Below are 13,276 nucleotides of genomic sequence, written 5' to 3'. Positions count from 1 at the left end.
CAGTAGCATCTGGAGTTGTATCAGAAATAATCAAATAGTAGAAACTATTGAGATAAGAAAAAGAGAGGTTAAGCCTCTCTTTTTTTGTTTACTAAGAAATTATAGTTGATTCTTTATAAAGAATTATGGAATAGAAAAATAAAAAGTTTTTAATTAAAAATGTAAAAAAATAAATTTAAATAATTATTTAATAAGAGAATAAAGATAGTTAATCTCCTCTTTCCAAATAGAACTATCAATAGTTTCTAAAATAATTGGAATATTATCAAAACGACTATCATTCATAAATCTAATAAAAAATTCTTCCCCTAATTTTCCTTTTCCAATACTTTGATGTCTGTCTTTTTTAGAGCCAGTATCAAACATAGAATCATTAAGATGAACCCCTCTTAAATATTTAAAACCTATATATTTTTCAAATTCATCTAAAGTTTTATTATATCCTTCCTCATCTTTTAATTCATAACCACTAGCTAAGGTATGACAAGTATCTATACAAACTCCAATTCTATTTTTATCTTCTATCAAATCTATAATTTTTCCAATCTCTTCAAATTTACTTCCTATATTACTTCCTTGTCCAGCTGTATTTTCCAGTACTACAGTAACATTTGGAACTCTTTTATGAGCTATATTAATAGAATCAGCAATTAAAGCTATACATTCATCTGGTGTAATTTCATTTAAATGACTTCCAGGATGAATATTTATTTTGTTTAATCCAAGTTGATTACATCTAGTCATCTCATCTATAAATGAGTTTAAAGATTTTTCTCTTTTTTCAGGATCAGGACTTCCTAGATTTTGAAGATAGCTATTATGTGGCAAAATAAAATCGGGAGAAATTTTAGAAGATTTTAATAGAGTTTTGAACAACTCAATCTCCTTTTCTTCCAATGGCTTAGAATCCCATCTTCTTTGATTTTTAGTAAAAAGTGCAAATGCTCTAGCTCCAATAGCTTCGGCATTTTCAAAAGCTTTTGAAACTCCTCCTTGAACAGAAACATGAGCACCTATAAATTTATTTATTTTATTCATAAAGTTTTATTAATATCCTCCTTTTAATTATCATTCGATAATATAATTATAACATAATTTAAATTATTTTAAAATTGAATGAAATATTTATTTTTTTAAAAAAATATGTTATAATAAAAATAGGATCAAAGATAAAATGGAGGTTGAATATGAATCAAGAATTAGATAGAAAATTTAATTTTTTATTACTAGGAGATGAAAAATATACTGAGTGTCCTCATATTTTAACTATAAAGACTGAGGATGGAGGAATTTCTGTAACAGAAGATTGTGGAGAATTAAAAAATCTAAAAATATCATATGAAGAAATTATAGATAGTATCCTTAGTGATGAAAAAGGAAAAGAAATTATAGCTGATGTTCTTAAAGGAATAATTTTAAAGAAAAGATAAGAAATAAAACTGGGAAATTTAATATATTAATTATAAAAAGGATTAACTTTTAAGTTAATCCCTTTTTTTAATGTAAATTTTTTAGGAGAGAATATTTTTTATTTTTTAAGATAATAGAATAATTTTTTAAAGATATATCTAAGTTTTTATTTTTAATTAAAATATATTTATAGTCTTTTGGAATAGATGCCACCAAATCAAAATTTTCGATTTCATACTCTGTTAAATATGAAAGGTTTTTTGAATTAGGAAACTTATATGAACAAACTTTAATATTTTTATTTTCTATTATATTTTTAAAAGGGGATAGAGTATAATCTTTATTATATAATGGTAAAATTAAAATGATAAAAATAAATAAAACATTTATAAAATAATTTATATTAAAAATTCTAGTATATATATTGTAATTTTTCTTAATTTTCTTTAGTAAAAAAGGAAAAATAAGTAAAATTTCAAAAAAATTAAAACTAAAATTTATAAATTTATTTTTAATTAAAATTTCTATATTGGATAAAGTAAAAATAATAGCCCAAGGAATTATAGGTGTAAGATATATATCCAATTTTCCGCTGGCTAAAGATAAAATAATAAAAGGAACAATACTAGAAATGAAACTGATTTTTTCCAACTTATCCCAATTTTTCCAAGAATTGATTCTTTTTAAGGAATTTAATAATAGGAATAAAAAAGTTAAGCCATAAGGAAAGAAAACATAGATAGAAGTTTTTATATAATAATAAAAAGGTTTTACATGTGATTTTGATTTTATAATTCTTCCAACTGTCTCTTGTCCCAATAAAAGTTTTAAATAAACAATTCCATCAGTAGAGATAGAAATATTATAAAACCAAATAGCAATTAAGAAAAAAATAAAAGAAATTCCATATAAAAATTTAATTTTTTTTAAAAATATAAGATTTTTTTCTAGAAATAAAAATATAAGTATTGTAATTAAGGGGATAGCTATTCCTACAACTCCTTTTGTAAAAATTCCTAAAAATAGACAAATATAAAAAATAATAAGATTTGAGTAAGAAATTTTACGGAAATTATAATAAAACCCATAAAATAAATATAATGAACTAAAGATAAAAAAACTCATCATCATATCCATTCTTTGAAGGACAGAAATTCCAATAAAAAACGGAATAATTGCAGTAGAGTATGAGATTAAAAAAGCAATATTTGAATTTTTTAAATTTTTAACAAGAGAGTATGTTAATAAAATAATAAAAAAACCAAATACAGCTGAAAGTAATAAAAGATTAAAGAAATAATAGTGGCTAGTCAAAGTTTTTATCAAAGATAAGAACCAAAAATATAGTGGTGGTTTATCAGGATATAATTCATTAAAGTATTTTAAAATAAACCAATTTTTAGAATTAAGCATTTGATTTGTTATTATAAAATATTTCATCTCATTTTTAATATCTGGAAATCTAAGAAGTCCCAATGGGATAACAAGGATAAAATATCCTATAAAAAGTTTTAAGTAGTTTTTTAAATTTTCTTTCATAATTCCTCCAAAAATATTTTAGTTTATAAAAAATATCATAAAAAAATTAAAATATAGTAAAAATTTGGAGAAAATAAAAAAGGGAAACCAAAAGGTTTCCCAAAATATTAATTTTCTAATTCTTTTTCTAATAGATCTAAAAGTTTATCCATCTCTTTTGAAACTGCTTCAAAATTTTCTTTCTCAAGAAGATTTACTCCGGCTAGTTTTAATTGATTGATAGGGAAGTCATTTCCACCAGATTTTAAAAGTGTTAGATAATTTTCTAGAGAAGTTTTTCTTTCATTTAAACTATAATTTATATTAGTAATCTTGTCATATAATTTTGATGAAGCAGAGAAACTTGTTGCATATTGATAAACATAGTAAGGTGAATTAAAGAAGTGAGGAATTCTTGCCCAAACTATTTTTTGAAGTTCATCAACTACTAAATCTTCTCCAAAGAAATCTTTGAAAAGTTTATTCATAATCTCATCTAAAGTATCAGCAGTGATAGGTTCACCATTTTCAATTAATTTATAAGCCTCATATTCATAATTTGCAAAAAGGCTTTGCATATAATAAGTACCAACTATATTTCCAATAGCTTCTTCAATTAAAGCAATTCTTTCGTTTTTATCAGATGAATTTTTTAACATATAATCCAATAAAAGTTTTTCATTGAATGTTGAAGCAACTTCAGCTACAAAAATTGTATAGTCATGAGTTTGGTAAGGTTGGAACTTAGTAGAGTACATACTGTGAAGAGTATGTCCAAGTTCATGAGCTAAAGTAAATACAGAATCTAAAGTTCCATTGAAATTAAGAAGCATATAAGGGTGAACATCATAGATATTTAAAGAGTAAGCTCCACTTCTTTTATTAGGAGTTTCAAAAACATCTAACCAACCTTCACTTATGGCAGTTTCTAAATTTTTCTGATACTCTTCTCCAAGAGGTAAAACAGATTTTAAAACAATATCCTTAGCCTCTTCATAATTAAATTCTTTTTTATAGTCGACAATTTTTACTTGATTATCATAGTAATGATACTCATCAATATTTAAATATTTTTTTCTAAGATTTATATATCTTTTTAAAGGGTTTGAATTTTCTTTAGCTGAAGCAATCAGATTAAGATATACATCAACAGGGATGTTATTTGGTTCAAGAGCTCTTTCAAGAGTTGAAGAGTAATTTTTAGCTTTCATCTCTGCAACATCTCTTTGAATCTGTCCTCTATAAATAGCTGAGTAGGTATTTCTGTTTATAAAATAAGAGTTATAAAGAGCCTCAAAAGCTTTTTTTCTATCTTCTTGAACTTTATTTTCATCAAGAATTTTAGAATACATTGCATTTGTCACTTGGACTTCTTTTCCAGATGAAAGGGTAATATTATTCCATTTTATATCAGATATAGAAAGTTCATCATAGACTTCATTAATAGCTCCCATATATTGAGAGAAGTAAGATAAAAGTTTTTCTTTATCCTCACTAAGTACATGTTTTTTTAATCTATAAATCTCATCTAAATTAAATTTATGATTATGAAGTTCCTCATTTTCCTCTATCCATTTATCCATAGTTTCTTTTGGAATAGTTAATATTTTTGGACCTATCCAAGAGGAGATTACACTGTATTCTGAGTAAAGATGTTCGATTTTTTGCATTTTTTCAGAAGAAACAGTGTCTTTAGAGTCAAGATCTCTTAACATATAAGGATAAAGATATAGTTTATCAATAAGTCTTCCAATTTTTTCTTCTAACTTTAAAAGTTTTATAAAATTTTTAACATTGTCAGTAATAATATTTTCAAAAGTAGGGATATCTTTTATTAAACTTTTTAAAATTTCTAAATCTTTATCCCACTCTTCCCAATTTTTATAGATATCATTAAGGTTCCATTTATATTTATTATCAATAGTATCTCTAGATAAAATTTCCATTTAAATCCTCCTTTATATAGATAAATTCAACATTATTATACAATTTTAAAAATTATAAATCAAGAAAAACAATTTTCAGTTAAAAATTTTTTAAAGAATATGATATAATCTTTTATAATAAAACTTATTGATTAAAGAGGGGATAGAATGGAAAATATTTTATTATGTTTGGGAGCTTTAATTTGTTTATGGATATTTTGGAAAGTAACAAAAATATTTTTAAAAATATTTTTTCTTTTGACATTTGTAGGAATAATTTATTTTTATTTTTTTAATGGACATTTAGGGGTATGTTAGGGGGAAAAAGTGGAGACATTAAAAAAAGGTATAGAAATTAAAGAAAAAAATAAAACTTTGGATATGACAGAAGGAAGTATAGTAAAAAAATTATTATTATTTTCTATTCCGCTGATTTTAGGGAATCTATTACAGCAGACTTATAATACAGTTGATTCTATCATAGTTGGAAATTATGTGGGAAGCAATGCTCTAGCAGCAGTAGGATCAAGTGCAATGTTAATTTATTTGTTGATAGGATTTAGCCAAGGAATAGCAGTTGGAGCTGGAGTAATTATATCTCAAGCTATAGGTGCTAAGGATAATAAAAGAATAAATCTTTCTGTACACACAGCTATAATGATAGCTATTTTATTAGGATTATTTTTATCAGTTATAGGATTTATTTTTACACCACAACTTTTAAAATGGATGAAGACTCCTCCAGAGATAATGGCAGAGTCTATTGAGTATTTGAGATTATTTTCATTAGGATTAGTTTTTAGTATAGTTTATAATATGGAAGCTGGAATATTAAATGCTGTTGGGAATTCAAAACGTTCTCTTCTTTATTTAGGTATTGCATCAGTAACAAATATATTTTTAGATTTATTATTTGTTAGAGGATTTAATATGGGAATAAAAGGAGTTGCGATAGCTACAAATATTAGCCAATTTATATCTTGTATTTTAGCTTTGATATTTTTATTAAGAGTAAATGATACCTATAAAGTATATTTAAGAAAAATAAAAATTCATAAAAAAATAGCTTTTAATATAATAAAAGTTGGTTTCCCAACAGGAATACAAAGTACAGTTGTTTCTTTTTCAAATGTTTTAATACAAACAAGTATAAATGTATTTGGTCCAAGTATTATAGCAGGATTTGGAATATATTTAAAAATAGATGGATTTAATATTTTACCTATTCTAAGTCTTAGTATGGCCAGTACAACTTTCACAGGTCAAAACTATGGGGCTAGAAAAAAAGATAGGGTAAAAAGAGGTATGTGGATAACTTTAGGGATGTCTATTATTTATACTATTATAACTGGAATTTTAATTTTATTATTTTCTCGTCCATTAGTAAGTCTTTTTACAAAAGAGGAAAAGATAATAGAGGCTAGTATCTATGCAATGAAGTATTTTTGTCCATTTTATTCATTGCTTGCTATGCTACATTCGTTAGCTGGAACAGTGAGAGGGGCAGGAAAAACTATTCCTCCAATGTTAGTTTTACTTTTCTCGATGTGTATATTTAGAATTTTCTGGATCCGTTTTATTTTACCATTGGATAATACAGTAGGAAATATACTTGTTCTTTATCCAATTACTTGGGGAATAGGATTGACATTGATGGCTTTATATACTTGGAAGGCAAAATGGTTATAAAAAATAAATAAGTTAATAAAAAATGCTGAAAAGATTTTTCTTTTCAGCATTTTGTTTTAATTACATTCTGTTAACTGTATTTATTCCTAATAAATCTAATCCTTCTTTTAAAGTCTTAGCAACTCTATCAATAAGAACTAGTCTTGAGAATAAAACATTATCCTCTTGATTTAGTATAGGACAAGAATTGTAGAAAGTATTGAACTTTTTAGCAAGTTCAAATAGATAATCAGTTAGTAAGTTAGGTTTGTAAACCTCTCCTGCTCTTAAAACCATTGTTGGGAATAAAGTTAAATAAGTAGCAAGATTTCTTTCAGCTTTATCAGTGATAACCATATTGTAATCTTCTCTTAAAGCTTTACCAGCTTCACTAGCTTTTCTTAAAATAGATTGAATTCTAGCATAAGAATATTGTAAATAAGGAGCTGTATTTCCTTCAAAACTTAATATTTTATCCCATTCAAAAATTATTGGACTTTGTCTGTTTTGAGAAAGGTCAGCATATTTAATAGCTCCAACTCCAACAACCTCAGCTATATTATCTTTTTCTTCAGCTGAAAGGTTTGGATTTTTCTCTTCTATAATTTCAAGAGCTCTTTTCTTACCTTCATCAAGAAGTTGCTCAAGTCTTATTACATTTCCTTTTCTTGTTGAGAAAACCCCATCAGCAAATCTCATTATTCCAAACCAGATATGAATTTTTTCAATATCCCAACCAAGCATCTCAGTTATTTTAAAGAATTGCTTAAAGTGATCTTGTTGTCTTTCATCTGTAAGATAGATAATTTTATTAACATCATAATTTTCTTTTCTATATTTTATAGTAGCTATATCAGAAGTTGAATATAGGAAAGCTCCATCTTTCTTTTGAACTATACAAGGGTGAATATTATCTTTTTCATCAAAGAAAACAACTTTTGCTCCTTGATCTTCCTTAGCTATTCCTTTTTCCATAAGCTCATTAACTACATTTGGCATAATAGGATGGTAGAAAGATTCACCATAATAAGTATCAAAATGGATTCCCATTCTAGTATATAATTTGTTATATTCTTGAAGAGAGACTTCTATAAACTCTTGCCAAAGTTTATAGTTTTCTTCATCACCATCTTGAAGTTTTTTAAGTTCTCCTCTTGCAATATCTTCAAGTTCAGGTTGCTCTTCACTTTTTTTAGTGAACTCTACATATACTCTTTCTAACTCTTCAATAGGATTTTTTGCATAAGCTTCTTTATCAAGCCAGTTGTGGTACCCAACTATTAATTTTCCAAATTGAGTTCCCCAGTCACCAATATGGTTGTCAGCAACAGTATGGTAACCTAGGAAATTGCAAAGTCTTTTTACAGAATCTCCTATGATAGTAGAACGTAAGTGACCAATGTGCATTCTTTTTGCAATATTAGGAGAAGAATAATCTATTATAACATCCCCTTTGGTATTAAGTTCTTTAAATTCATATTTTTCAGTAGTCATTTTTTCTATATATTTAGAAACAAATGAATCTTTTAAAAATATATTTATAAATCCTGGTCCAGCTATCTCAAGTTTTTCAATAACTTCATTTTCAGGAATATTTGCAGTAAGATCTTCAGCTATTTTTCTAGGGTTTCCTCCAATTATTTTAGAGTTCATCATAGCAAAGTTAGTTTGGAAATCTCCAAATTTTTCGTTTGTAGCTATTGTTATTTCTAGAGGTTTTACTTCCTTATCAGGAAAAGCTTTTTCTATGGCTTTTGTAATAACCTCTTCTATATATTTTTCTATTCTTAACATAGTTTTCTCCATAAATAAAAATTTTTTAAATAAAAAAGAGGACTAAGTCCTCACATAGAATAAATACCGATCTACCGTCTCCTCCTCTGTTTTGGTCGCCAAATAAATAAGTGGTAGTTATATGCTAACAGCATACAGGGTCCGTAAAACAAAGGTTTTCGTGACTTATCTGATTTACTCTTAACAGGGACAACCCCAGTAGCGACCATAGGCCCAAAACATTAGAGAATAACGCATAGATCAGAAACTTGTATTCTTTGATTGGATTATATCACATTTTAACTTTTATTGCAATATTTACTTTACAAAAATGACTTTAAATAATTTGAATTAGATAAAAATCATTGAAAAATATACATTTTTATTTGTTTTCTTCTTCGTAAGTTGATTTTATAAATAATTCATCAAGTTGCTCAGGCTCAACTATATTTGGAGCTTCAGTCATTAGACATTGTCCTTTATTAGTTTTTGGGAATGGGATAACATCTCTTATAGAGTTTTCTCCTAACATAACCATTAACCATCTGTCAATACCGAAAGCTAGTCCTCCGTGAGGTGGTGCACCATATTTAAATGCATCAATGAAGAATCCAAACTTTTCACGAGCTTGTTCTTGAGAAAGTCCTAATTTTTCAAAAACTTTTTCTTGAACTTGTGGGTTGTGTATTCTTATACTTCCTCCACCGATTTCATTTCCATTAAGAACTAAGTCGTAAGTATTAGTTCTTATGCTCATATCTCCGTCGAAGAATTTAGGCATATCTTCTTCCATAATAGAAGTGAATGGATGGTGCTCAGCTTTATATCTTCCTTCCTCTTCATCATATTCAAACATAGGGAAGTGAACAACCCATAGGAAATTAAATTCATCTTTATTATAAAGATTTAATTCTTTACCAAGTCTAAGTCTTAGAGCTCCTAATGCAGCACGAACAGTTTTTAATCTGTCAGCAACAATTAAGATTACATCTCCTTCATTAGCTTCTGTTTTTTCAATAATAGCATTCATTTCTTCTTCAGTTAAGAATTTAGCTATTGGAGAATTAATTCCCTCTTTTGTAAGTTTTATATAAGCAAGTCCTTTTGCTCCAAAATATTTTCTTGCATAATCTTGATAGTCATCAAGAACTTTTCTTGAGAATTTATCAGCAACGTTTGGTGCAACGATAGCTCTAACAACTCCACCATCAGCAACTGTTGAAGAGAAAGCTTTAAATCCACAGTTTCTAGCTATTTCAGTTATATCTTTTAATTCAACACCAAATCTTGTATCTGGTTTATCAGAACCAAATCTATCCATAGCATCTATCCATTCCATTCTAGGGAATTTATAGTTTGCTTCTTGACCTGTTACTTGAGCGAAAACTCTTTTTGCAAGTCCTTCTATTTCAGTTATAACATCTTCTAATTCAACGAAAGACATTTCAATGTCAAGTTGTGTAAATTCTGGTTGTCTGTCAGCTCTTAAATCTTCATCTCTGAAACATTTAGCGATTTGGAAATATTTTTCAACACCAGAAATCATTAAAAGTTGTTTGAAAAGCTGAGGTGATTGAGGTAAAGCATAGAATTGTCCTCCGTTAGTTCTACTTGGAACTAAGAAATCTCTTGCTCCTTCTGGAGTAGATTTAGTTAAAAGAGGAGTATCTACATCTAAGAATCCTTTTTCATCCATGTAATTTCTAATAGACATTATCATTCTATGTCTTTTTTTAAGGTTGTTGATCATTTGTTCTCTTCTTAAATCTAAGTATCTGTATTTAAGTCTTATATTTTCACTAAGACCTTCATCAGTCATTTGGAATGGAAGAGTTTCACAAGAGTTTAATACTGTTATATCAGTAGCAAAAACTTCGATTTCTCCAGTAGGAATATTAGGGTTGATGCTATATCTTTCCTTAACGATTCCTTCAATTCTAATAACAGATTCAGTTTTTAATTTTTGAGCAGTTTCAACAACTTCTTGATTAGCTACATCAATATCAAAAACTATTTGAGTTATTCCTTCTCTATCTCTTAGGTCAACAAAAGTAAGTCCTCCAAGGTCTCTTTTTGTAGCAACCCAACCAGATAAAATAACTTTTTCTCCAATATTATTTTTTCTAAGTTCTCCTAAATTATGACTTCTATATATCATTTTACTCTCCTTACAAGAATTTAATTATTTTAATTTCTCGATTAATTTTTCTATTGTTAGTTCTTCTTGTGTTCTAGCTGAAAAGTCTTTAAGAACAACTACATTTTTAGCCATTTCATCTTCTCCAACAATAATTGTGTATTTAACATTTAGTTTGTCAGCTTTTTTCATATGGCTTTTCATTCCCTTTGCACTGAAATCAATAGCAACTTTTATTCCCTCTTTTCTAAGAGTGTCAGCAAGTTTCATAGAAAATTCACAAGTATTTTCTCCTAACCAAGCTATATAAACATCAGTTTCTTTAGCAGGGATATCATCCATAAGTAACATAATTCTTTCAATACCAGCAGCAAATCCAAATGCAGGGATCTCTTTATCTCCCAATTGTTTTAATAAATTATCATATCTTCCACCACCAAGAACAGTACCTTGAGCTCCTAATTTATTAGTAACAATTTCAAATACTGTACTAGAGTAATAGTCAAGTCCTCTAACTAATCTTGGATTTTCAACAAAAGGAATTCCAAATAGAGTTAAATATTTTTTTACAGCTTCATAGTGTTCTCTCTCTGCTTCAGATAAAGAATCTATAATGCTAGGAGCATTAACTGTATGAGTTTTACAAGTTTCTACTTTACAATCAAGTGCTCTTAATGGGTTAGTATCTATTCTTCTTTGACAATCTTCACAAAGTTCATCTTTGACAGGATTTAAAAAATCAATAAGAGCTTGTCTATATTTTTGACGAGATTCATTTCCACCAATAGAGTTGATATTTACTTCTAAGTCAGTTATTCCTAATCTTTCTAAAAGATGGTAACTCATAGAAATAATTTCGGCATCTAAAAGTGGAGAAGCTTCACCAAGAACCTCAACTCCTACCTGATTAAATTCTCTTTGTCTTCCAGCTTGAGGTCTTTCATATCTAAACATAGACCCCATATAATAAAATTTTGATATATCTTCTTTAGCGTAGATTTTATTTTCTAAATAAGCTCTTACAACAGATGCTGTACCCTCAGGTCTAAGAGTGATACTTCTCTCTCCTCTATCAAGGAAAGTGTACATCTCTTTTTCTACAACGTCAGTAGCTTCTCCTATTCCTCTTTTGAAAAGATCAGTTTCTTCAAAAATAGGAGTTTTTATGTAAGAAAAACCATACGCTGAAAATAAATCTTCGGCAACTCTACGAACATAAGAATATTTTGCAGCTGTACCTTCAATAATATCCTTTGTTCCTCTGACTGCTTTAATTAATTTCATAGCATTCCTCCAATATATTTAATTTATTTTTTCCACAATTTTTCCAGTTTATCTTTTATTTGATTTTCAAATTTATTATTTCCAGGGAAATAATATTTTTTCCAATCTTTTCTGTAAGCTTGTTTAACAAAATTTCCTTCATAGTCGTGAGGATATTTATAACCTAATCCTCTATCAGAAATATGAATTGGAACCTCTTGAAGATTTCCATTTTTAATATCTTCTAATACACTGTTAATACCATTATAACATGAATTACTTTTACTTGAAATAGCTAAATAAACAACTGCATGAGCAAGGATAATCCTTATTTCTGGCATTCCTATTTTTTCACTGGAAAAATAAGCTGAAGTGGCAATATTTAAAGCTTCAGGATTAGCCATTCCAATATCTTCACTAGCTGAGATAACAAGTCTTCTAGCTATATAACGGGGATCTTCTCCACCATATAAAAGTCTACCAAGCCAATAAAGAGCAGAGTCTGGATCACTTCCTCTTATACTTTTTATCAAAGCAGAAATAATATTGTACTTATCCTCCTCTTTATGAAAAGAAGCTTTTCTTTGAGCAAAAATAGTTTCAATATCTTTAGTGTCCCCATTTTCACAATTTTTAAAATAAAGTTCTAAATAGTTAAGGGCTATTCTAGAATCTCCTTTAGAAATATCAAGAATAATATTTTTTATATCTTGAGGAAGAGTTTTATTATAATAGTTTTCCCCTCTTCTTAATATCTCTTCAATGTTTTTTCTTTCAAGAGGTTTAAATTCAAAAACTAAGCATCTTGAAAGAAGAGCATTATTTAAATTGTGATAAGGATTTTCAGTTGTTGCTCCTATTAAGATTAATATACCTGATTCGGTATATGAAAGTAAGGCATCTTGTTGCATTTTGTTAAATCTATGGACTTCATCAAGAAAAAGAACTGTCTTTTTACCATAAAGTTCTATAAATTTTTTAGCTTTTTCTACAATCTCTCTTAAATCACTAAGAGAGGCAGTAGTGGCATTAAGATTTTCAATGTTACAATTAAGTTCGTTGGAAATAATTTCTCCCAAAGAACTTTTACCACAACCTGGAGGACCAAATAAAATCATATTACTAATATTTCCATTTTTAATAATTCTATTTAAAATTTTTCCTTCTCCAAGTAGCTCTTCTTGTCCAATAAAATCTTTTAAAGTTTTTGGACGAAGTTTCATAGCAAGAGGCTTAACGTCTTGATAATTATTTTGAAAAAGAGTTGGAGCTTCCATTTTTCCTCCTTAGTATAATAAAAAGACGCGTTTTAAACACGTCTTATATTATTTTATTTTGCTGAGTATAGGTATAATAGTAAAGCAACTACGATGAAAAGTGTAGCTACTATTTTAGTTGCCTTTGCAAGTGGTCCACCATCTTTAGAAAGTCCAAATACTGTGTTAGCACTTCCCATTCCCATACTTCCAGACATTCCGTGACTCCTATCTGGTTGGATAAGAACTAAGACTATTAAGGCTAAAGCGAATATGAATAATAAAACTGTCAATATACTTTCCATTTTTCCTCCCTTAAAAAATCT

The 13,276-nt window shown here is 27.7% G+C and carries 10 protein-coding genes; 2 read left to right on the top strand and 8 right to left on the bottom strand.

The annotated features are described in order from the left end of the window. Positions 1 to 183: 183 nt before the first annotated feature. Positions 184 to 1,038 (bottom strand): deoxyribonuclease IV, encoded by an 855-nt coding sequence (nfo, locus tag Q1J48_RS05785; protein ID WP_300361933.1) that lies wholly within the window; start codon positions 1,036 to 1,038, stop codon positions 184 to 186. A 149-nt stretch (positions 1,039 to 1,187) separates the two neighbouring features. On the opposite strand from nfo, the gene Q1J48_RS05780 reads away from it, so the two are divergent. Then, positions 1,188 to 1,430: a hypothetical protein gene (locus tag Q1J48_RS05780; protein ID WP_300328030.1), complete on the top strand. Its 243-nt coding sequence runs from the start codon at positions 1,188 to 1,190 to the stop codon at positions 1,428 to 1,430. A 67-nt stretch (positions 1,431 to 1,497) separates the two neighbouring features. Here Q1J48_RS05780 and Q1J48_RS05775 read toward each other — a convergent pair whose 3' ends face one another. Next, on the bottom strand, positions 1,498 to 2,949 hold the full coding sequence (locus Q1J48_RS05775) for an ArnT family glycosyltransferase (RefSeq protein ID WP_300361930.1): 1,452 nt from the start codon (positions 2,947 to 2,949) through the stop codon (positions 1,498 to 1,500). Between the two features lie 107 nt (positions 2,950 to 3,056). Beyond that, a complete protein-coding gene (gene pepF / locus Q1J48_RS05770; RefSeq protein WP_498040969.1) occupies positions 3,057 to 4,868 on the bottom strand; it encodes an oligoendopeptidase F in 1,812 nt (603 codons plus the stop codon). Positions 4,869 to 5,180: 312 nt separating this feature from the next. Here pepF and Q1J48_RS05765 point away from each other — a divergent pair, with 312 nt between their 5' ends. Further along, positions 5,181 to 6,542, top strand: a complete 1,362-nt coding sequence (locus Q1J48_RS05765; protein ID WP_300361924.1) for an MATE family efflux transporter — start codon at positions 5,181 to 5,183, stop codon at positions 6,540 to 6,542. Between the two features lie 60 nt (positions 6,543 to 6,602). Here the strand turns inward: Q1J48_RS05765 and argS are convergent, their stop codons facing one another. From argS to secG, 5 genes are all read right to left on the bottom strand, one after another. Further along, on the bottom strand, positions 6,603 to 8,315 hold the full coding sequence (argS, locus tag Q1J48_RS05760) for an arginine--tRNA ligase (protein WP_300328040.1): 1,713 nt from the start codon (positions 8,313 to 8,315) through the stop codon (positions 6,603 to 6,605). Between the two features lie 361 nt (positions 8,316 to 8,676). Then, positions 8,677 to 10,452 carry an aspartate--tRNA ligase gene (gene aspS / locus Q1J48_RS05755; protein WP_300328043.1) on the bottom strand — a complete coding sequence of 592 codons (1,776 nt, stop codon included), beginning with the start codon at positions 10,450 to 10,452 and terminating at the stop codon, positions 8,677 to 8,679. A gap of 24 nt (positions 10,453 to 10,476) precedes the next feature. After that, positions 10,477 to 11,715, bottom strand: a complete 1,239-nt coding sequence (hisS, locus tag Q1J48_RS05750; protein WP_300361921.1) for a histidine--tRNA ligase — start codon at positions 11,713 to 11,715, stop codon at positions 10,477 to 10,479. Between the two features lie 23 nt (positions 11,716 to 11,738). Beyond that, positions 11,739 to 12,971 carry a replication-associated recombination protein A gene (locus tag Q1J48_RS05745; RefSeq protein ID WP_300361918.1) on the bottom strand — a complete coding sequence of 411 codons (1,233 nt, stop codon included), beginning with the start codon at positions 12,969 to 12,971 and terminating at the stop codon, positions 11,739 to 11,741. Between the two features lie 53 nt (positions 12,972 to 13,024). Next, positions 13,025 to 13,255, bottom strand: a complete 231-nt coding sequence (gene secG, locus Q1J48_RS05740; protein WP_300328052.1) for a preprotein translocase subunit SecG — start codon at positions 13,253 to 13,255, stop codon at positions 13,025 to 13,027. Positions 13,256 to 13,276 lie beyond the last annotated feature (21 nt).

Source organism: Fusobacterium sp., assembly GCF_029258315.1.
In the GTDB taxonomy this organism is placed as follows: Bacteria; Fusobacteriota; Fusobacteriia; order Fusobacteriales; family Fusobacteriaceae; genus Fusobacterium_B.
Note: the sequence above shows the minus strand (reverse complement) of the source record. Positions and strands in the feature narration are given on the sequence as shown.